This window comes from Stutzerimonas chloritidismutans (assembly GCF_020783375.1).
GTDB classification, from domain to species: Bacteria; Pseudomonadota; Gammaproteobacteria; order Pseudomonadales; family Pseudomonadaceae; genus Stutzerimonas; species Stutzerimonas kunmingensis.
In genome coordinates this window covers 2,841,251-2,861,928 of sequence record NZ_CP086067.1, presented here as the reverse complement: position 1 = coordinate 2,861,928, position 20,678 = coordinate 2,841,251, and the positions used below count along the sequence as shown (strand labels likewise).

The window sequence follows — 20,678 nt, the reverse complement described above, 5'->3', positions numbered from 1 at the left end:
TTTAGCAAGGTCTGTTAGGCTGGCCACTCTGTAGAGGAGCCCAGTCAAAATGAAAACAATCGGTTACCTACTCGTCGCCTTGCTGCCACTCACGGCCAATGCGGTCACTTATCCGGTAGACGTCGAGCAGCAGCTCAACGGCGCGGAGATCACCGTCACCCCGCAGACCATTGATCGTGACCTCGCCGGGCTACTGCTGCTCAACTATGGGGGCACGGCTGCGGTGTGTACCGCCGTGTTCCAGAACGGCCCGGAAGCGCCGCGCACGCGACGCACGGAGTTGCAACCAGGTGAGCGCAAGGCACTGACGTCCAAGTTCAAGCGCGACGTGATTCGCCTGCGCATCAAGTTGACCTGCCAGCCAGAGTAGGACGCTAGGCTGCCCTCATCGCGCGGGCTGCCTGAACGCGAACCGATCAATCCAGTATGTTCTCGAGTATTTCGTAAACGATGCCGGTGGCGATGGCGACCAGAACCACGTCGCGGCCGATCTGTTTCCACTCGTAGCCTTCGTAGCGCGGCAGGTGTCCCAGCAGGCGGCTGTCCATGTTCTTGGCGATGCCCGGCGGTAGCGGCTTGCCGCGCGCCAGATTCTTCTGGATGCCCGGTGGCAGAGACGAAACCGGCGCTAGCAGATCGCGATGACTACGCAGGGTGATGCGGACCGAACCGATGTCCACCGACGGACCCTGGTAGCGATGCGGCTGCTGTGCCGCAGGCTGATGCTGTTGTGCGCGGTCGGGCTTGCCCTTGCCAGGGTGATCACTGTTCGGCTGCGCTGCGCCGGCAGTGGCGTGTAACGCCAGTGAAAGCGCGCCAGTCAGCAGTATCACTCGCTTTTTGGACATCATGCGAACCTCTTGGGTATTAAGCCGCTTCTATTTCCTCAGCTTAGCCTGTGTTTGCCTGGGAAAACATGGCGACCGTTACAGAACGCGCCTTTGCCCGGCAGACGAGTTACCCTATGCCATTGTTTTTTTCGACCTCCGAGGTAGCTCCCTTGTTTGACCAATTCGCCCTGCACGAACGCCTGCTAAAGGCTGTCGCCGAACTCAAATTCGTCGAGCCGACTCCAGTGCAGGTGGCGGCCATTCCGCCGGCGCTGGAAGGGCGTGACCTGCGGGTGACGGCACAGACTGGCAGCGGCAAGACCGCCGCCTTCGTACTGCCGATGCTCAATCGGCTGATTGGCGATGCCGTGGTGCGCACCGATGTTCGGGCGCTGATTCTGTTGCCGACCCGAGAGCTGGCGCAGCAGACGCTGAAGGAGGTCGAGCGTTTCTCGCAATTCACCTTCATCAAGTCGGCGATGATTACCGGTGGCGAGGACTTCAAGGTCCAGGCCGCAGTCATGCGCAAGGTGCCGGACATTCTCATCGGCACGCCTGGGCGCATGATCGAGCACCTTAATGCCGGCACGCTGGTCCTCAAGGATGTCGAGATGCTGATCCTCGACGAAGCCGACCGCATGCTCGACATGGGCTTTGCCGAGGACGTGCAGCGTCTGGTCGGCGAGTGCGCCAAACGCCAGCAGACGCTGCTGTTTTCCGCGACCAGTGGCGGTGCCGCGCTGCGCGAGATGACCGCCAGCGTGCTGCGCGACCCGCTGCACCTGCAGCTCAACCGCGTCAGCGAACTCAACGAAGGCACGCGCCAGCAGATCATCACTGCCGAAAACACCGAACATAAGGAAAAGTTGGTGCACTGGCTGCTCGCCAACGAGACGTACAAGAAGGCAGTGATCTTCACCAACACCCGCGTACAGGCCGACCGCCTCTACGGCCGGCTCGTTGCCGAGGGCGTGAAGGCGTTCGTGCTGCATGGCGACAAGGACCAGAAAGACCGCAAGCTGGCGATCGACCGGGTCAAGGAAGGCGGCGTCAAGGTGCTGGTAGCGACCGACGTGGCGGCGCGCGGGTTGGACATCGAAGGGCTGGATCTGGTGATCAACTTCGACATGCCGCGCTCGGGTGACGAATACGTGCACCGTATCGGTCGTACGGGGCGCGCCGGTGGCGAAGGGCTGGCGATCTCGCTGATCTGTCACAACGACTGGAACCTGATGTCCAGCATCGAGCGTTATCTCAAGCAGCGTTTCGAGCGGCGGGTGATCAAGGGGCTGAAAGGCAGCTACATGGGCCCGAAGAACCTTAAAGCGTCGGGCAAGGCCGCTGGCACCAAGAAGAAAAAGATCGAAAAGAAGAAAGGCACCGAGAAGAAATCCAAACCTGCCGGCAAGCGCCCGAACGGCGCCAAGCGCGAGTCACCATCGCCGGTGGTGAGCCAGGATGGCATGGCGCCGCTCAAGCGCAAGAAGCCGACGGCCGAGTAACCGTCGGCCTTCAGCCTCAGCGCTGAGCGTCAGCCGGCATATCTGCCTCGCGTTCCGCTTCCTCGATCTGCTTCAGACGCTTGTCATAGGCCTCGCACTCGTCGCCCAACTGGTCGGCGGTGCGCTTGGCTTCCATCTGGCGAATCTCCTCATTGATCTCCTTGGCGCGCTCCGGATTGCTCTCGGTGAGCTGGTTGACGCGCTCAGCCAGCTGTTCGGCCTTGGCATTCACTTCGTCCGGGGTGCACGCGGCGTGCGCAGTCGGGCTGGCCAGCGCGGCGGCGGTCAGGGCAATCATCAGCAGTTTCATGGCTCGCTCCTCGTTCAATCGGTCTGTACGGTGGATCGCAGCGCAGCCGCTTTAGTTCAGACAACGAACCGGTCGCCATGGTGAACGGTCCCAATCAGTAGGCGCCTCATTCGCGAGGCGAACATCTGCTGAGGGAGAACGACCATGAGCTATAACTGGGGCCTTATCCAGCGCCTGTTGCATGAAGTTCAACGCGGCGCCAATGACAGTTTCAAGCCACGCCACTACGCCGAAGAACATGCGACGCAGATGGAAAGTGAAGGTCAGCCGATGCCGAATCTGGACAGCCTGCGTGCCGAAGCGGCCGACTACGAAAGTCTGCTATTCGAAGGTGGCTTCATCGTTTCGCGGCCCGAGGAAGAGGGCGGCAATGGCGAGAACTTCGTCCTGACCGAGCGCGGCTCGCGCTTGCTGGCGATCCTCGACGATCCGCAGGAGGCGCAGCGCCAGCACCTGGCGGACAAGGGCGATGCGGCGCTGGTGCCGGAAGTGTTCGACGAGATGGCGGCCGGACGCCCATGACCGGCGTTGTCGTTACAGGCGAAAGCCATCGGCGATGTAGCCGGCGAGCGTTTCGCTGACCGGCGACTGCTGCTGCGGGTTGCGCAGCAGCACGATGCTGGTCTGAGGCAGGCGCGGCAGGCCCTCCTTTTCACCGAGTATCTGCAGATCGGCAGGAATCAGGCTCTGCAGCTGTGCGGTCAGCGCCAATCCTGCACCCACGATCGCCATGATCGCCGACAGGCTCGGGCTGCTATAGGCGATCCGGTACTCGATTTCCCGCGCATCCAGCGCGTTGCATACCCAGGCGCGACAGAAGCAATCGGTATTGAACGTTGCCAGCGGCAGGGGGCGATGCTCATGCAGGTCGAAGCCCGGGGCGGCGGCCCAGACGACGTGCTCCTGGCGCAGCAACTGGCCAATCTCGGTGCCCGGTTCGCGGGTGACGATGCTCAGGTCCAGATCCCGTCGCTGCAACAACTGGGTCGATGGTTCGCAATGCACCTCGACCTGTACTAGCGGATACGCCTGGGCGAAGCGCGAAAGAATGCCGGGTAGAAAACGCATGACGTAATCGTCCGGCGTGCCGATGCGCACCGCGCCGACCATGTGTGGCTGGCGCAGGGTGGTCATGACTTCGCCGTGCAGTTTGAGAATGCGCCGCGCGTAGCCCAGCAGTATCTGGCCCTCGGCAGTAAACCTGACCTGCCGACCGTTGCGCTCGAATAGCGGACGCTGCAATACATCCTCTTCCAGGCGTTTCATCTGCATGCTCACCGCCGACTGGGTGCGGTTCACCGCGGCTGCGGCACGGGTGAAACCGCCGTGGTCAGCGATGGCCACGAAGCTGCGCAGCAGCTCGGTGTCGATATTCGGGTAGTTGGCCATTCATCAATCCTCGAGATGCAAGGCATCAGGAACATTCGTTGGATTGATCTTAATCCGGGCGCGAGACTGACGCCAACCCAACTGGAGGGTGTCGTGATGAACATGCACAAAGTCGCTTTGCAATCTTTCCATCTGCCGAAGGCACTTCGGGCACCCGCGCCGGGATTGCTGCTGCAGGCCTGGCACAAGCTGCAGCGCTGGAACGAACTGGCACGCCAACGGCGCCAGCTGGCCGCGCTCGGTGACGACATGCTCAAGGACATCGGCCGCAGCCGTGCCGACATCGAATGGGAGGCGAACCGGCCGTTCTGGGACGACCCTGATCGTCAGTGACCCAGCACCAGCTTTTGAATCCCCAGCGACAGGCTGACGGTGACCAACATGAGCGCGAACAGGCGCTGCAGCAGACTGCTGTTGAGGTATTGCGCCAGACGGTTACCGGCCAGCACGCCGAAGGCACCGCCCAGCGCCAGGCCGCCGAGCAGCGGTAGTGGTGGCTCGGCATCGGTAAGGTAGAGCAGGAAGCCACCGCCGCTGACGACGGCGATCACCGCCATCGATGTGGCCATGGCGCTGAGCAGCGATAGCGAAGTAAACCAGAGCAGCGCCGGGACGATGAGAAAGCCGCCGCCGACACCCATCAGCCCGGAGAGCAGGCCAACGCCAACGCCGATGCCCAGCAGCGCCAGCTGTCGGTCCTCGACGTTCTCCTTGGCCGGCAGGTTGGCGCCGCGCCACATGCGCCAGGCGGACCACAGCACCAACAGGCAGAAACCGATGATCAGTGCGCGCTCCGGTATGAACTGCCCGAGCCATTGACCGGCAGCGTTGCCCGGCAAGCCGCAGACGGCCAGCAGCATGACCGGGCGCCAGGCGACCTGGCCGAGCCGCGCCCGCGGAATCGCGCCGATGAGTGCGGACATGGCCACCGCACCGAGGCTGACGCCGATGGCATCGCGCAATGGCAGGTGCAGGCTGAGTAGCAGGGGCAGGGCGACCAACGAGCCACCGGCGCCGGTGAGGCCAAGCAAGAGGCCGAGAATGAGGCCGATGCCCAGTGCTTCCAGCAGTAGAACGTCCATCAGGCAAAGCTGCCGGATGTCAGGGGAATGGTAGGGACCGTATCGGTTTGCATGCGTGCTCCGTCGTCAGCGTTCCATCGTCCATCGTTGGTACGCTCGCGCTGGCGAGCGTTCCTTTGGATGAACGGCGGGTCGCAGCGGTGCCACGCACCCGCCGACGGAGTGTAAGGCCTATCAGCGTGGCAGGGCACGGCTGAGGGTGAAGGCGCCGCGCAGATCGCCCTCGCGAAACCCGCGGGCCTGATCCTGCGGGTAGTGCCGGTCGATCAGCTCCACCAGCTCCGGCTTGATCTTTTCGCCGTGACAACCCAGGCAGGCCTCAGCGGTGCCGATCGCCTGCATGTAGCGGTACTCGCCTGCCACTATCTCACCATGCTTGAGCTGTTCGATCGGTTCACCTGCAGCCGAACGCTTGGCGAACTGCTCCAGCACCGAGCGCTCCCAGGTGTCTGGCGCGTTGTCCGGATTGCGCAGCTTCAGCGCGGTGCGGCCTACCTTCCAGGGCGCCTGGCTATGCTGGCTGGCGATTTCCGGCGCGAGAAGACGGCATGCCTTGACGGCTTCCGCCGGGCCACCGTCTGCCATCGCCTGCTTGACCGTGCCAAGCAACTGCTGCTGGAACGGTGGAATCAGGCTGGCAGCCTCGCCGCGCAGCTGCTCGGTATCGACGTCAGGCGCGGCGTGGGCCTGCAATGCAAACCAGCCGAGCGTCAGCAAAGACAGTGATTTCATGATGCCTCCCAGGATGTGAAATATAGTGGGGGGAGTATCCGTGCAGGCAACGCACGATGCAAGCCACAGCCTGCGGTAGGCAGCGGCTCGGGCATCGGAACGTCTCAGGTGCCGCGAATCAGCTTGCGTAGCAGGAAACGATTGGGGTGGCAGGCTTCGGCGACGTCCCGAGGCAGCGGCAACGGTTCGTTGTCCAGCCAGGCGGCCAGCAGCTCGCCGGACAGCGGGGCGCTGATCATTCCGCGCGAACCATGTGCAGTATTGACGTAGAGCCCGTCGAGCCACGGGCAGGGCGCGTGCAGCGACTGACGGGCGTTCTTGCCCAACGCCGCATAGGTTTCGGCGAAGGCCTCGGGCTCGGCCAGTGGCCCGATCAGCGGCAGATAGTCCGGGCTGGTACAGCGAAATGCCACGCGCCCGTCCAGCTCCTCGGTACGTTGCGGGTCCGCCTGCAGACGCTGGTACAGATCCGCGGAAATCTGCTCGAGCATTTCCAGATTCGCCTGGTGTTCGGCGACGCTGGGGGTATCGTCGGTCTGCTGGAAGTTGAAGCTGGCACCCAGCGTGTGCGTGCCATCTCGGGGTGGCGCGACGTAGCCCTTGGCGCACAGCACGGTGCGCAGCTGGCCGCTCTGGGTGTTTGCCGGCAGGCAGGAAATCTGCCCGCGAATACGCTTGAGCGGCAGCCAGGCGCTCTGGCTGAAACGCGCGGCGTCCGCCGCGCCGGTCAGGACCACCACGGGCGCTTCGGCCAACAATGCTTGGCCGTCGAGCACCTGCCAGGATTGCCCGTTGCGGCGCAATTCGAGCGCTTCATGATGCCTGTACAGCTCGATTCCCGGTCGCCGCAGCAGCCATTGGCATAGCGCCGGTGGGTTGGCCCAGCCGGCTTCGGGGTAGAACAATCCGCCCTCGGCCAGGGCCACTCCTGCCAGCGCCTCAGCGGCTTCGCGCGACAGCGGATGGACCAGCGAGGCCGGGAAGGCTGCCGCCAGCTCGGCCTGGCGTTCGCGCTCCTTTTCGTCGTAGATCAGTTGCAGTACGCCGCATGCCTGCCAGTCCTGGCCTGCTTGCAGATTGCTCAGCAACCGGCGCGTGTAGCTGAAGCCGCTGACCACTAGCCGCGACAGTGCGGTGCCGTGGGCAGAAAGCTTGAGGTAGAGCACGCCTTGCGGGTTGCCTGAGCCTTCCTGTGCCGCCGCGGCGTGGCGCTCGAGGACGGTCACCTTCCAGCCGCGAGCGGCCAGCGATGCAGCCGTCGCGCAGCCGGCCAGGCCGGCGCCGATGATTACCGCGTGGCGTTCGGCCGTCGTATAGCCCGGGCGAGCGAACCAGGGCTTGTCCGAAATGCTGCCGTTGGCGGCTCGCAGGCGCCCGCGCAGAATCTCGCGTTTGTGGCCGTAGCCGGGCACCCGCTGCATGTCGAAGCCGGCCTCGATCAGGCCGCGCCGCACAAAGCCGGCGCTGGTGAACGTCCCCAGCGTTGCGTCGGGCGCGGAAAGTCTGGCCAGCTCGGCGAACAGCATCGGTTGCCACATCTGCGGATTCTTCGCCGGGGCAAAGCCGTCGAGGAACCAGGCATCGACCTGCGCATCCAGGCTCGGCAGGCATTCGAGCACGTCGCCGATCAGCAGGGTCAGAACAACGCGGCCGCCAGCGAAGACGAAACGCTGATAGCCCGGATTCAGCGCCACGTACTGTTGCAGCAGTTGCTCGGACTGCTCTCGCAGCTCCGGCCACAGCGCCAGTGCGCGCTGCAGGTCCTCGCGGGTCAGCGGGTGCTTTTCGACGCTGATGAAGTGCAGCCGCGCCTGCGGGTGGGCTACGCGCTCGAACAGATGCCACGCACAAAGAAAGTTCAGCCCGGTACCGAAGCCGGTCTCACCAATCACCAGGCGCTGGTTGTCCAGTAGCGCGGCGAAGCGCTGGGGCAGATCGTTCTGCGTGAGGAACACATGTTCGGTCTCGGCCATGCCGCTGGCGCGGGAGAAGTACACGTCGCCGTACTGGCGGGACTGCGGCAGGCCGTTCTCGTCCCAGTCGAGTTCGGCATGCTGGAAGGCGTCGGAAGCGGGGTGGTCGTTCATGCTGGTTCCTGAAAGAACGGTGCAACGCGATGGGCGTCGCCGGGCGCAGATGAAGCACCCGGCACGGTCGATCAGCCGTCGACCTGGATTTCCTGCTCCAGGCGGCTGATGGCTGCGTCCAGCTCATCGAGCGCGGCCTCGCTGTCCGGATGGTTCTGCTTGAGCAGGGTCTCGCTCTGCTGACAGGCGTTGCGCAACTGCGGCACGCCGCAATAACGGGTGGCGCCATGCAGGCGGTGTACCCGCTCGATCAACGCCTGGCGATCTCCTGCCTGGCGGGCTTCGCGAATGGTTCGGCGGTCGCCTTCCAGTGACTGCAGCAGCATGCCGAGCATGTCATCGGCGAGATCGGCCTTGCCTGCCGCCAGGCGCAGGCCTTCTTCCTCATCCAGCACTTTCAGGCTCGGTTCAGCCAGCTGCGGCGGCTCCGCTGCACGCTGCGGCTGGCTGCGCAGGGCCAGTCCGGTCCACTTCAGCACCACCTGGGCCAGCTGCCGGTCGCTGATCGGCTTGGTCAGGTAGTCGTCCATGCCGCTCTGCAGCAGCGAGCGTTTCTCATTCGCCAGTGCATGAGCCGTGAGCGCGATGATCGGTAACGGCGCGCTGTTGTTGGTGTGCTCCCAGTGGCGAATGGCTTCGGTGGCCTGTCGGCCGTCCATGCCGGGCATTTGCACGTCCATAAGGATCAGGTCGAACGCATGCTGCTTGACCGCTTCCAGCGCGGCGGGGCCGTTATCCACCGCAACGACTTCGGCGCCCATATCGCCGAGCAGCGTTTTTACCAGCAGCAGGTTGGCCGGATTGTCATCCACGCAAAGCACACGTGCCGGCCGGTCGGGCGCAGCTGCGGTGGGTTCCGGGTAGCTTTGGTTGGGGCGTACCAGCGCCACCAGTACGCGTTGCAGCTTGCGCGTGCAGGCGGGTTTGCCCTGCAGCTGGGTATAGCTGTGGGCTTCCGGGAGGGCGTCGTGGTAGTGGCCCTGCTCGGTGGTCGGGCACAGCACCACGCATTTGCAGCCGAGCGCCTCGATCTCCATCAGGCGCCGGCTGAGCGCGTCCGGCTCGATTTCGCGGCCGGTGACGCCAAGCACGGCGAGGTCGATCAGCTGGCTGCCCTGGCGCTGAGCGCTGATGGTTTCCTGCATCTGGTCGAGGGTATCGAAGGTATGCACTTCGAGGCCGAGGCTTTCCAGCTGATGCTGCAATGCCTGGCGGGCCAGTGGGTGCTGCTCCAGCAATGCGATCCGCCGGCCCTGCAAGGCCGGGTGCGGCAGGTCTTCGATGTCATCCCGTGCCTTCGGCAGGCTGAGGCTGATCCAGAACTCGGAGCCTTCGTCGGGGATGCTGTCGACACCGATCTCGCCGCCCATCTGCTCGATCAGTCGTTTGGAAATGACCAGTCCAAGGCCGGTACCGCCTGGCTGGCGCGACATGGAGTTGTCCGCCTGACTGAAGGCCTGGAACAGCGCGCGCAGGTCCTGATCGGTCAGACCAATGCCGGTGTCCTGCACGCTGATGCGCAGCTGGGCGCGATCGGTATTGTCGTCCTCGACCATGGCGCGGACGGCGATGGTGCCTTCGTTGGTGAACTTGATGGCGTTGCTGATCAGATTGGTCAGCACCTGTTTGAGGCGCAGCGGATCGCCCAGCAGCGACAGCGGCGTGTCGCGATAGACCAGGCTGACCAGCTCCAGATGCTTGGTGTGTGCAGCCGGGGCGAGGATGGTCAGTGTGTCCTCGATCAGATCACGGAGGTTGAACGGGACGCTGTCGAGCACCAGCTTGCCGGCCTCGATCTTGGAGAAGTCGAGAATCTCGTTGATGATTCCGAGCAGGCTGTCGGCGGACTGCTCGATGGTGCCCAGATAATCCTGCTGGCGCGGAGTGAGGTCGCTTTTCTGCAGCAGCTGGGTGAAGCCGAGGATGCCGTTCAGTGGGGTGCGGATCTCGTGGCTCATGTTGGCGAGGAATTCGGATTTGATCCGGCTGGCCTCCAGAGCTTCCTTGCGCGCCAGATCCAGTTCGATGTTCTGGATCTCGATGGTTTCCAGGTTCTGCTGCACATCCTCGGTGGCCTGGTCGATGCTCTGCTGCAGTTCTTCACGGGCGCTGAGCAGTGCTTCGGCCATGCGGTTGATGCCGGACGCGAGCTCGTCCATTTCATGGCTGCCCAATGGTGGCAGGCGGGTTTCCAGGTGGCCGTCCTTGAGCTGCGCGACGGCGCCTTTGACACGCTGCAGCGGCAGGCTGATGGCGCGGCTCATGCGCAGAGCCAGCAGGGCGGTGATGATCAGGCCGGCACTCACCAGAAACAGGCTGGTCAGCAGGCTGCGATAGCCACGCAGCAGGGTGTTGTGGTGCGACAGCTCCAGCTCCAGCCAGCCGATCAGCTTTTCGTCCGGTCCGCGGGTTTCGTCGGCGAGGTTGAGGTGGCGGCTGAGCACCGGCATGAGAATGCGCGTGTGGTCCATGCTGCTGACGCGGGTCAGGCTCTCCGGATCGCTCGGCGGAGGCGGGGTCAGCATGCGCGGGCCGGCGTGTACGCGTTGAACGCGTTCGGGATCGAGAATGGTCACGGCGCGGACGTCGGCCTGATCCAGCACCTGGGTCAGGATGCGCTGCAGGCGTTTGTCGTAGCCCAGATTCATGGCGGGCGCGGCCAGTGGCGCCAGCTGCTCGGCGATGAGCTGGCCGCGCTCGTCGAGCTGGTGGCGCATCTCGGACAGCTGCATCCAGGTGAAGTAGGCACCGAGCACCACCGCCAGCAAGGTGCTGGGCAGCAGCGTCAGCATCAGCACGCGGCCACGAATTCCTAGGTCTTTCAGCACAGTCCGTCCACCGATCCTGATTGCAGCGCGCTAGTGTAGCGACTCGGCTCGGTGGAATCTGCACGCCAGGTCTAGCCGTGGCGTCGCAGCCTCAGTCGAGGCCGCGGATTTCCTTGCCGTTGAAGTCCGGCAGTTTCCAGTGGAAGGTCATCGCCAGGACGCGGAACAGGAAGCCGCTGCCCAATGCTGCCAGAGTGGCCAGCGTGGTATTGATCTCCAGCCACAGCATGCCGACGTAGAAGACACCGGTGAACAGCGCGACGGTGGCGTACAGCTCGCGCTGCAGGACCATCGGCACCTGGTTGCACAACACGTCGCGCATCAGCCCGCCGAAGATGCCGGTGATCACGCCAGCCAGTACGACGATGGACGGGTGCGCGCCCATGCCCATCGCCACATCGCAACCGATCACGGTGAACGCTACCAGGCCGAGGCCATCCACCAGCAGGAAGACCATGCGCAGGTGATGCAGGTGGCGGGCGATGAAGCCGGTGACGATCGCCGCGCCGATGGTGAAGGTCAGATACTCCGGGTGAGCGATCCAGCCGACCGGATAATGACCGAGCAGCACGTCCCGCGCGGTGCCGCCACCCAGCGCCGTCACGGTGCCGAGAAGGCAGATGCCGAACAGGTCCATGCCGCGGCGCATGCCCATGATGGCGCCGGACATTGCTTCGGCCGTGATGGCGATCAGGTAGATGGTGTGCAGCAGTTCCACGACGATACTCCGGACGGGCTGGGCTGCACGCCAGTGGGGCGCTGCAGCAAGGGATGCGCGATTATGGAGCAATGCTGGCTAAATTTGTCGTGGCTAAGTATTTTTAGGCCATCCAAACATTTTCTTAATCGGCAGGCCGCATGAATCTCGATCCGAAGCAGACCGAAGCGTTTCGCACGGTGATCCGTACTGGCAGCTTCGAACAGGCTGCACAGCGCCTGCACCTGACGCCACCGGCGATTTCACAGCGGGTGCGCGCACTGGAGAGTGCGCTGGGCAGCGCGCTGGTTGTGCGCAGTCGACCCTGCCGACCCACCGAAACCGGTCAGCGCCTGCTGCAGTACCTCAAACGCGCCACCCTGCTCGAGGCCGATCTGCTGGCGGACCTCGCCGAGCGCAGCGATGCGCCACTGGTCGTGGTCGCGGCGCTCAATGCCGACAGCCTGGGCACCTGGTTCTTCCCGGCGCTGGCCGAGGTGCTGATCCGCGAGCGGGTCTTGCTCGATCTCACCGTCGAGGACCAGGATCACACCTACAGCCTACTGGAGACGGGGCTGGCGATCGGTTGCATCAGCACCGAGCCCAAGCCGATGCGCGGCTGCACGGCCAGCCCGCTGGGCAGCATGCGTTACCGACTGGTGGCATCCAGCGAGTTCCGGCAGAAGCACTTCGCCAATGGGCTGACCCGCAACGCGGCACGCAAGGCGCCGGTGGTTGCCTACACGCGCAAGGACACCCTGCAGTCGTCGTTCCTGCTGCGCCGCTTCGGGCTGCCGGACGGCGCCTATCCCTGCCATTTCGTCCCCGGTGCCGAACCGCATTTCAGCGCGATTCGCTTCGGGCTGGGGTACGGGATGGTGCCGGAACTGTTGCTGCATGATGCGCTGCAGACTGGCGAGGTGGTCGATCTGGCGGCCGACGAACCGCTGGAAATTGCCCTCTACTGGCACACCTGGAAGGTGCAATCACCGCGTATGGAGCACCTTTCGCGGCAGATCATCGAAGCGGCGCCGAAGATCCTCGCGCGGCCATAGCCTGATCGGGAGGGGCGGTGGGTGAGCCGATGTCGTGCCGGACAGGCAGAGACGGTCTGCCCGTCGTCGAGCGTTGCCGGTATCATGGCAACCTTTTCCGCTGCCGTGCGACGCCATGACTACACACTATCCGACCATTGCCGATTGCATCGGCAACACCCCGCTGGTTCGCCTGCAGCGGATGCCGGGTAAGACCAGCAACACCATTCTGGTCAAGCTCGAGGGCAACAATCCGGCCGGTTCGGTCAAGGATCGCCCGGCGCTGTCGATGATCAACCGTGCCGAGATGCGCGGCGACATCCAGCCCGGCGATACCCTGATCGAGGCGACCTCCGGCAATACCGGGATCGCCCTGGCCATGGCGGCGGCGATCAAGGGCTATCGGATGGTCCTGATCATGCCGGACAACTCCACGGCCGAGCGTAAGGCGGCGATGACCGCCTATGGCGCCGAGCTGATCCTGGTCAGCAAGGAAGAGGGCATGGAAGGTGCCCGCGACCTGGCGTTGAAGATGCAGGCTGAAGGTCGCGGCAAGGTGCTCGATCAGTTCGCCAACGGCGACAACCCGGAAGCGCACTACAACAGCACGGGGCCGGAGCTCTGGCGGCAGACTCACGGCAGCATCACCCATTTCATCAGCTCCATGGGTACCACCGGAACCATCATGGGCGTCTCGCGCTACCTCAAGGAGCAGAACGCCGCGGTGCAGATCGTCGGGCTGCAGCCGATGGAGGGGGCGGCTATCCCCGGCATCCGCCGCTGGCCGCAGGAATACCTGCCGAAGATCTATCAGGCCGAGCGCGTCGACCGCGTCGTCGACATGTCGCAGGCCGAGGCCGAGCAGGCCATGCGCCGTCTGGCCCGCGAAGAAGGCATCTTCTGTGGCGTGTCCTCCGGTGGCGCCGTTGCCGCGGCGTTGCGTCTGTCGCAGGAGGTCGAGAACGCGGTGATCGTGGCGATCATCTGCGACCGCGGCGACCGCTATCTGTCGACCGGTGTGTATGACGCGCCCAATTGACTCGCGCATCAGCGGTGCGCTCCCACGCGCCGCATTGCGTCGCCCATGACATTTTCAACGAACACAACAGCGCAGGTTTCAGCTGATGGCCAAACGTAGCGGCGCTCTGCGCTTTCAACCTAGCGGCGGCGAGCGCAAGCCCCAGGTGCCGGTCGGCAAGAAGCAGCGCCTGATTATCGAGCGACTGGCCAATGATGGGCGCGGCATTGCCTTCATCGAGGGGCGCACCTGGTTCGTCGAAGGCGCGCTGGCTGGCGAAGAGGTCGAGGCGCGCGTGCTGGCTGCGCGCAGTCAGATCGTCGAAGCGCGCTGCGAGCGCGTGCTCCAGGCCAGTGCGCAGCGTCGGGCCGAACCCTGTCCGCATGCTCGCCGATGTGGCGGCTGCAACCTGCAGCATGTGCCCGTCGCCGATCAGCTTGCGCTGAAACAGCACACGCTCGCCGAGCAGTTCGCGCGGGTGGCCGATCTGCAGCCGGAGGTATGGGCCGAGCCGCTGGTGGGACCGGCTTTCGGCTATCGCCGTCGCGCTCGGTTGGCGGTGCGCTGGGACGTCAAGCGCAAGCATCTGGACATCGGTTTCCGCGCCAGCGCCAGCCAGGAAATCGTCTCCATCAGTGAATGCCCGGTTCTGGTACAGCCCTTGCAGTCGCTGCTGCCGGCATTGCTGGCTGCATTGCGTGATCTGAGCAAGCCGCAGGTTATCGGCCACGTCGAACTCTTCAGTGGTACGGCCGAGGCGGTGCTGATCCGCCACACCGCAGCCTTGTCGGAAACAGACGTGGGACGTTTGCGCAGCTTCGCCACCGTCAATGGAGCGCAGCTCTGGTGGCAGGGCGAAGGTGAGCCTGAATCGGATGATCCCGCGGCGACGCTGGGTTACCGACTGGATGCCTGGGATCTGGAGCTGGCCTGGCGTCCGGGCGATTTCGTCCAGGTCAACGCGCCGGTCAATGATGCGATGGTCGCTCAGGCTCTGGAATGGCTGGACGTCGGCCGGGATGAGACAGTGCTTGATCTGTTCTGCGGGCTAGGCAATTTCAGCCTGCCGCTGGCGCGCTCGGGCGCTCAAGTAGTGGGTGTCGAGGGTGTAGAGACGATGGTTACGCGGGCGCAGGAAAATGCCCGTCGTAATGCTCTGGCGCACGCGCACTTTTATCGGGCCGACTTGTCGAAGCCGCTGGCTGACGCACCCTGGGCGCGCAATGATTTTGCCGCGGTGCTGCTCGATCCGCCGCGCGACGGCGCGCTGGAAATCGTTCGACAAATGTCGAAGCTGAAGGCGCGGCGCGTGGTCTATGTTTCATGCAATCCGGCCACCCTGGCGCGCGATGCGCGCGAGCTGGCCAGCCAGGGATATCGCCTGAAGCGTGCGGGTGTGCTGGACATGTTCCCGCAGACCGCCCACGTCGAGGCCATGGCGTTGTTCGAGCGGGGTTAGCGCTCGACGCTGCATTCTTGACAGGCGAATTGCCTGTGGTTCAACCGACCGGCACGCAGAATGCCGGCGTTCATGGCGCATTAGCTGCGCGGAAGGGAAGGTTTAGATGGTACAGGTCAGAGCGCTTCAGCCGATCAATACGGACGGTAGTATCAACCTGGATGGCTGGCTCGATCATGTGCTGGGGATGGACCCGGCACTCGACCGCGCGGCTCTTAAGGAGGCCTGCGAGTTTGCCCGCGAGGCGGAACAGCAGGCCAATGCGGCGCAGAACCTCTGGAGTGAAGGCACCTCCAGCTACCAGATCGGCCTCGAGATCGCCGAGATACTCGCCGACCTCAAGCTGGACCAGGACAGCCTGGTCGCCGCCGTTATCTACCGTGGCGTGCGCGAAGGCAAGATCCAGCTGGCCGATGTGAACCAGCGTTTCGGCCCGGTGGTGGCCAAGCTGGTCGAAGGCGTGCTTCGCATGGCGGCGATCAGCGCCAGTCTCAACCCACGCGAATCGCTCGTGCTCGGCTCCCAGGCGCAGGTGGAAAACCTGCGCAAGATGCTGGTGGCCATGGTCGATGACGTGCGCGTCGCGCTGATCAAGCTGGCCGAACGCACCTGTGCCATCCGTGCCGTCAAGCTGGCCGACGACGAGAAGCGCCAGCGCGTCGCCCGCGAAGTCTTCGACATCTACGCGCCGCTGGCCCATCGCCTGGGCATCGGCCATATCAAGTGGGAGCTGGAGGACCTGTCTTTCCGCTACCTCGAGCCCGAGCAGTACAAGCAGATCGCCCAGCTCTTGCACGAGCGTCGCCTCGATCGCGAACAGTACATCCAGAACGTCGTGCAGCAGCTCAGGGACGAACTGACTGCGACCGGCATTCAGCCCGACATCGACGGGCGTGCCAAGCACATCTATTCCATCTGGCGAAAGATGCAGAAGAAAGGCCTGCAGTTCAGCCAGATCTACGACGTTCGCGCCGTTCGCGTGCTGGTGCCGGAAGTTCGCGATTGCTACACCGCGCTGGGGATCGTGCATACCCTGTGGCGGCACATTCCGAAGGAGTTCGACGACTACATCGCCAACCCCAAGGAGAACGGCTATCGCTCGCTGCACACCGCGGTGATCGGCCCGGAGGGCAAGGTGCTGGAGGTGCAGATTCGCACCCACGCCATGCACGAAGAGGCCGAGCTGGGCGTCTGCGCGCACTGGCGCTACAAGGGCACCGATGTCAATTCCGGCTCCGACCATTACGAGGAGAAGATCGCCTGGTTGCGTCAGGTGCTCGAATGGCACGAAGAGCTCGGCGACATCGGTGGCCTGGCCGACCAGCTGCGGGTGGATATCGAGCCTGATCGAGTTTACGTGTTCACCCCGGACGGCCATGCCATCGATCTGCCCAAGGGCGCCACGCCGCTGGACTTCGCCTATCGAGTGCATACCGAGATCGGCCACAACTGTCGCGGTGCCAAGATCAACGGGCGCATCGTGCCGCTCAACTACAGCCTGCAGACCGGCGAGCAGGTGGAGATCATCACCAGCAAGCACGGCTCGCCGAGCCGCGACTGGCTGAACCCGAACCTGGGCTACATCACCACCTCACGCTCGCGGGCGAAGATCGTCCACTGGTTCAAACTGCAGGCTCGTGACCAGAACGTCGCCGCCGGCAAGGCGCTGCTGGAGCGCGAACTGGGACGTCTGGATCTGCCGCCGGTGGACTTCGACAAGCTGGCTGAAAAGGCCAACCTGAAGAACGCCGAGGACATGTTCGCGGCGCTTGGCGCGGGTGACCTGCGCCTGGCGCACCTGGTCAACATGGCGCAACAGCTGGTCGAGCCGGAGCGCGGTTACGACCAGCTGGAGCTGATTCCGCGGCGCTCGGCGCCGTACAAGCCGGGCAAGCGCGGCGACGTGCAGATCCAGGGCGTCGGCAACCTGCTGACGCAGATGGCCGGCTGCTGCCAGCCGCTGCCGGGCGATCCCATCGTCGGTTACATCACCCAGGGCCGCGGTGTCAGTATCCACCGTCAGGACTGCCCGTCCGTGCTGCAACTGGCCGGGCGCGAGCCGGAGCGGATCATCCAGGTCAGCTGGGGGCCGGTACCGGAGAAGACCTATCCGGTGGAAATCATGATCCGCGCCTACGACCGCGCCGGCTTGCTGCGTGACATCTCGCAGATGCTGCTCAACGAGCGCATCAACGTGCTGTCGATGAACACCCGCTCGAACAAGGAAGACAGCACCGCGCAGATGACGCTGACCATCGAGATTCCCGGGCTGAACGCGCTGGGTCGCCTGCTCAGCCGTATTTCGCAGTTGCCGAACATCATCGAAGCCAAGCGCCAAAGAGCGACGTAAGGCTCAGCACAGAGGCGGCGCCAACCGCGCCATGGTGGATGGGTGAAGCGTCATCCACCCTACGATGCAATACGGGTTTTTTTGGGGCGTTTGGCCCGTGACCGAACCGTAGGGTGGATGTCGCTTTTTACATCCACCGTGATGTCATCAGCGTCCCTCACCAGCCCTCGATTCGCTGAGGAATCCTATGTACCAACTCAACGATCTCCTGCACCTGATGGCCCGGCTGCGCGATCCGCAGCATGGCTGCCCTTGGGATTTGCAGCAGAATTACGCGAGCATCGTGCCGCATACGCTGGAAGAGGCCTACGAGGTGGCCGATGCCATCGAGAGCGGCGACTTCGATCATCTGCCCGGCGAGCTGGGGGACCTGCTGTTCCAGGTCGTCTACTACAGCCAGCTGGCCCGGGAGGAAGGGCGCTTCGAGTTCGCCACGGTGGTCGATGCCATCACCCGCAAGCTGATCCGTCGCCACCCCCACGTGTTCCCCGATGGCGATCTGTATGGCTCGCCGGAGCTGCCGCGCTTCGATGAAGCGGCGATCAAGCAGCGCTGGGAGGAGATCAAGGCCGAAGAGCGTGCCGAGAAAGCCGCCGCACCTGAACAATTGTCCCTGCTCGATGACGTGCCCAGCGCGCTGCCGGCGCTCAGTCGGGCCGCGAAACTGCAGAAGCGTGCGGCGCAGGTCGGTTTCGACTGGCCCGAGGCGCTGCCGGTGGTGGACAAGGTGCGCGAGGAACTCGGCGAAGTGCTGGAGGCAATGAGCGAGAACGATCCGCAGGCCATTGCCGAAGAGCTGGGTGATCTGCTGTTCGTTGTGGTCAACCTGGCGCGGCATCTCAAGGTCGATCCTGAGAACGCCTTGCGTGCCGCGAATGGCAAGTTCGAGCGGCGTTTTCGCTTCATCGAGCAGGCCTTGCGTGAAGCGGGGCGGCCAATCGAGAACTGCGATCTCGAAGAGCTTGACGCGCTCTGGGGCGAGGCGAAGAAGGCCGAACGATCGCCGTCCTGCGCCTAACTGCACTTTCCGGGTGGATGTGGCTTTTCACATCCACCACAATGCCGCTCGGTGGGCGGCCGAAGCGTCCACCCGCGTCCCACTTGAACTCACGACGAGACGAGCCGAAACATGAGTCTTTCCCTCCGTGATCAGCTGCTCAAAGCCGGGCTGGTCAACGAAAAGCAGGCCAAGCAGGCCGTCAAGCAGAAGCAGAAGCAGCAGCGCCTGGAGAAGAAAGGCCAGGTCGAGAAGGACGATTCGCAGCGCGAAGCGGCACTGAAGGCGCAGGCGGAAAAGATCGCCCGCGATCAGGAGCTCAACCGCCAGCAGCAGCAAAAGGCCGAACAGAAGGCCCGTACAGCGCAGATCAAGCAGTTGATCGAGACCAGCCGTCTGCCGAAGCTGACCACCGAGGATTACTACAACTTCGTCGACGACAAGAAGGTCAAGCGGCTGTCGGTGAACAAGCTGATGCGTGAAAAGCTGGCCAGCGGCTCGCTGGCAATCGTTCGTCATGGCGGCGGCTACGAAGTGATCCCGCGTGAAGCGGCGCTTAAGATTCAGGAGCGCGACCCGCAGCGGGTGGTGCAGCTCAACATCCGCACCGAGGAGCCGGATGCCGACGATCCCTACGCCGCCTATCAGGTGCCGGACGACCTGATGTGGTAATCCGCTGGGGCAGGTCGGCCGCCCGACGGAAGGTTGGATAGAAAGCGCCTGCCCCGACCTCTACTACAGACCAGCCCGCAGCTGCGGGTTAATGCAGTGGAGGACGTTATGGACGCTCGATCGAATCGCTATTTCCACGCCGCCGATACCGATGGCTGGCACGCCGCCGGCATTCCGGGTGATCCGGAGGAGCCAGGCGTTCCCACCCAGCCGTCCGAGCCCGGCGAGCCCACCGTGCCCGATCAGCCACCGCCAGCGCCGGTGGCATAAGCCGGTCGACTGTCCCTTTCTTGCGTGACGGCGTCGCAGCGCTCCGGCGCCGCGATGACGTCTTACTCGCCGAACGGGTAAGTATCCGGTACGACGCTCGCATCGATGTCCTGCGGGCCGATGGGCGTCACCGCCTGCGTCTGGTCGAACCAGATCAACGCATCGAACTGCTCGGCAAGGATGGCGCGGAAGTAGTGACTCTGTCGCTCGGTCAGCGGCCGGTAGATGACGCCAATCGCACGCTCAAGCCGTGGATGGCTGAGCGCCTTGCGAAATTCGCTGCGATCATTGCGCCAGTCGGTCAGCGAGGCCGGCACGCCGGCGCGCAGAAAGAGCTGCTCCCAGCTGTCCGACCGTGACGGGATGACCTGCTTGATTTGCATCGGTTCGTCCCAGTTGGCCGCCGCGGCCACCTCGCCGCGATCGGTTGCCATGCCGATCAGCACTGCATCGCGACCGAAGGCGGTGCGGCAGAGTTCGCCGATGTTGAACTCGCCACCCCAGCCCATCGAAGTCGCCGCAGCATTGCTGATATGCGAGTTGTGCGCCCAGATTACCGCTTTCGCGTTTGCCCCGCGGTGGTCGAGCAGAGCCCGCAGGGTGTCGAACATGTGGCGGTCGCGCAGATTCCAGGATTCTGTCGAGCCGCGGTACATCGCCCGGTAGTAACTCTCCGCGGCAAGTACCACCCGCGCGTTGCGCTCGGCGTTGAAGAAGCGTTCACCATCCTGGCCAATATATTCGAGACGCTGGGCGAGCAGGGCCTGCAGCTGTTCGATCACTGCCTTTTCGCAGGTTGGCTGGCCGAGCATGACGTTTCGACCGTAGTCGGCCGGGTCTTCCTGCCAGGGGCTCAGACAGCCATAGCGCTGGCGCGCATCCGCCGCGGCTTCAGGGTCGGTGTGGTCAAGGTAACGCAGCACCTCGCGGATCGAGCTGCCTAGGCTGTAGACGTCCAGGCCGCGAAACTCGACGCGCCGTGCGGCATCAAGTGCAGCATTGTGCTTGTGCAGCCAGCGGACAAAAGCGTCGACTTCGCGATTGCGCCACATCCAGGTCGGGAAGCGTTTGAAGGCATCCTCTGTCCAGGCGACCGATTCACGCTGGCGACAGTAGCAGTCGATTCGCGCGGCATCGGGCCAATCCGCCTCGACCGCGACGATGGAAAAACCATGGCGCTCGATCAGGCGCCGGGTGATCGCGGCCCGGGCGCGGTAGAACTCGGAGGTGCCGTGGCTGGCTTCACCGATCAGCACCACCCGAGCGTCGGCGAAGCGTTCGAATGCATCGGCGAAGCGCGGGCCATCCAGAGCGGGCAGCGGTTCGGCGTGCTGGCGCAGTAAGCTCACCAAATGCTCTTCGGACGGTTCGGTAATGCGTAGAGGCGAGGCATTCATATTCCCGACTCCATGGTGTTTGCA

The 20,678-nt window shown here is 64.1% G+C and carries 20 protein-coding genes; 11 read left to right on the top strand and 9 right to left on the bottom strand.

Features of this window, described 5'->3' with window-relative positions:
* Positions 1-49 precede the first annotated feature (49 nt).
* Positions 50-370, top strand: coding sequence for a hypothetical protein (locus LLJ08_RS13175; protein WP_023447110.1), 321 nt, complete (start codon positions 50-52; stop codon positions 368-370).
* Between the two features lie 46 nt (positions 371-416).
* On the opposite strand, the gene LLJ08_RS13170 is transcribed toward LLJ08_RS13175, so the two are convergent.
* The gene (locus LLJ08_RS13170) at positions 417-851 is read right to left on the bottom strand and encodes an anti-virulence regulator CigR family protein (RefSeq protein WP_228207220.1); all 435 of its coding nucleotides are present in this window, start codon (positions 849-851) and stop codon (positions 417-419) included.
* 149 nt (positions 852-1,000) lie between these two features.
* Between LLJ08_RS13170 and LLJ08_RS13165 the strand changes: the two genes are divergently transcribed.
* Positions 1,001-2,332: a DEAD/DEAH box helicase gene (locus LLJ08_RS13165; RefSeq protein ID WP_003303968.1), complete on the top strand. Its 1,332-nt coding sequence runs from the start codon at positions 1,001-1,003 to the stop codon at positions 2,330-2,332.
* Between the two features lie 16 nt (positions 2,333-2,348).
* Here the strand turns inward: LLJ08_RS13165 and LLJ08_RS13160 are convergent, their stop codons facing one another.
* Positions 2,349-2,642 carry a hypothetical protein gene (locus LLJ08_RS13160; protein WP_014820020.1) on the bottom strand — a complete coding sequence of 98 codons (294 nt, stop codon included), beginning with the start codon at positions 2,640-2,642 and terminating at the stop codon, positions 2,349-2,351.
* 144 nt (positions 2,643-2,786) lie between these two features.
* Between LLJ08_RS13160 and LLJ08_RS13155 the strand changes: the two genes are divergently transcribed.
* Positions 2,787-3,164, top strand: coding sequence for a hypothetical protein (locus LLJ08_RS13155; RefSeq protein ID WP_003303971.1), 378 nt, complete (start codon positions 2,787-2,789; stop codon positions 3,162-3,164).
* 12 nt (positions 3,165-3,176) lie between these two features.
* Here the strand turns inward: LLJ08_RS13155 and LLJ08_RS13150 are convergent, their stop codons facing one another.
* The gene (locus LLJ08_RS13150) at positions 3,177-4,031 is read right to left on the bottom strand and encodes a LysR substrate-binding domain-containing protein (protein ID WP_003303972.1); all 855 of its coding nucleotides are present in this window, start codon (positions 4,029-4,031) and stop codon (positions 3,177-3,179) included.
* A 96-nt stretch (positions 4,032-4,127) separates the two neighbouring features.
* On the opposite strand from LLJ08_RS13150, the gene LLJ08_RS13145 reads away from it, so the two are divergent.
* Complete coding sequence (locus LLJ08_RS13145; protein WP_042928001.1) at positions 4,128-4,364, top strand: DUF1127 domain-containing protein; 237 nt, start codon at positions 4,128-4,130, stop codon at positions 4,362-4,364.
* Here LLJ08_RS13145 and LLJ08_RS13140 read toward each other — a convergent pair.
* The 5 genes from LLJ08_RS13140 to LLJ08_RS13120 form a co-directional block, all read right to left on the bottom strand.
* On the bottom strand, positions 4,358-5,113 hold the full coding sequence (locus LLJ08_RS13140; protein WP_014820023.1) for a sulfite exporter TauE/SafE family protein: 756 nt from the start codon (positions 5,111-5,113) through the stop codon (positions 4,358-4,360). The genes LLJ08_RS13145 and LLJ08_RS13140 overlap by 7 nt on opposite strands.
* A gap of 174 nt (positions 5,114-5,287) precedes the next feature.
* Positions 5,288-5,845, bottom strand: a complete 558-nt coding sequence (locus tag LLJ08_RS13135; protein ID WP_044315308.1) for a Tll0287-like domain-containing protein — start codon at positions 5,843-5,845, stop codon at positions 5,288-5,290.
* 104 nt (positions 5,846-5,949) lie between these two features.
* Positions 5,950-7,932 (bottom strand): bifunctional tRNA (5-methylaminomethyl-2-thiouridine)(34)-methyltransferase MnmC2/FAD-dependent 5-carboxymethylaminomethyl-2-thiouridine(34) oxidoreductase MnmC1, encoded by a 1,983-nt coding sequence (mnmC, locus tag LLJ08_RS13130; RefSeq protein ID WP_228207219.1) that lies wholly within the window; start codon positions 7,930-7,932, stop codon positions 5,950-5,952.
* Positions 7,933-8,003: 71 nt separating this feature from the next.
* Complete coding sequence (locus LLJ08_RS13125) at positions 8,004-10,760, bottom strand: response regulator (RefSeq protein WP_228207218.1); 2,757 nt, start codon at positions 10,758-10,760, stop codon at positions 8,004-8,006.
* A 91-nt stretch (positions 10,761-10,851) separates the two neighbouring features.
* Positions 10,852-11,478, bottom strand: coding sequence for a trimeric intracellular cation channel family protein (locus LLJ08_RS13120; RefSeq protein ID WP_003283735.1), 627 nt, complete (start codon positions 11,476-11,478; stop codon positions 10,852-10,854).
* Between the two features lie 140 nt (positions 11,479-11,618).
* Between LLJ08_RS13120 and LLJ08_RS13115 the strand changes: the two genes are divergently transcribed.
* From LLJ08_RS13115 to LLJ08_RS13085, 7 genes are all read left to right on the top strand, one after another.
* A complete protein-coding gene (locus tag LLJ08_RS13115; RefSeq protein ID WP_042927996.1) occupies positions 11,619-12,512 on the top strand; it encodes an HTH-type transcriptional regulator ArgP in 894 nt (297 codons plus the stop codon).
* 115 nt (positions 12,513-12,627) lie between these two features.
* Entirely contained in the window at positions 12,628-13,530 is a 903-nt protein-coding gene (gene cysM, locus LLJ08_RS13110; protein WP_045666620.1) for a cysteine synthase CysM, read from the top strand.
* A gap of 85 nt (positions 13,531-13,615) precedes the next feature.
* Positions 13,616-14,968, top strand: a complete 1,353-nt coding sequence (gene rlmD, locus LLJ08_RS13105) for a 23S rRNA (uracil(1939)-C(5))-methyltransferase RlmD (protein WP_228207217.1) — start codon at positions 13,616-13,618, stop codon at positions 14,966-14,968.
* 106 nt (positions 14,969-15,074) lie between these two features.
* Positions 15,075-17,318 carry a GTP diphosphokinase gene (gene relA / locus LLJ08_RS13100; protein WP_003303988.1) on the top strand — a complete coding sequence of 748 codons (2,244 nt, stop codon included), beginning with the start codon at positions 15,075-15,077 and terminating at the stop codon, positions 17,316-17,318.
* Between the two features lie 187 nt (positions 17,319-17,505).
* Positions 17,506-18,336, top strand: a complete 831-nt coding sequence (gene mazG, locus LLJ08_RS13095; protein ID WP_228207216.1) for a nucleoside triphosphate pyrophosphohydrolase — start codon at positions 17,506-17,508, stop codon at positions 18,334-18,336.
* 111 nt (positions 18,337-18,447) lie between these two features.
* The gene (locus tag LLJ08_RS13090; protein WP_014820031.1) at positions 18,448-18,987 is read left to right on the top strand and encodes a DUF2058 domain-containing protein; all 540 of its coding nucleotides are present in this window, start codon (positions 18,448-18,450) and stop codon (positions 18,985-18,987) included.
* 108 nt (positions 18,988-19,095) lie between these two features.
* On the top strand, positions 19,096-19,257 hold the full coding sequence (locus tag LLJ08_RS13085; protein WP_162488655.1) for a hypothetical protein: 162 nt from the start codon (positions 19,096-19,098) through the stop codon (positions 19,255-19,257).
* A gap of 62 nt (positions 19,258-19,319) precedes the next feature.
* Here the strand turns inward: LLJ08_RS13085 and LLJ08_RS13080 are convergent, their stop codons facing one another.
* Positions 19,320-20,654, bottom strand: a complete 1,335-nt coding sequence (locus tag LLJ08_RS13080; RefSeq protein ID WP_228207215.1) for an erythromycin esterase family protein — start codon at positions 20,652-20,654, stop codon at positions 19,320-19,322.
* Positions 20,655-20,678: the final 24 nt, after the last annotated feature.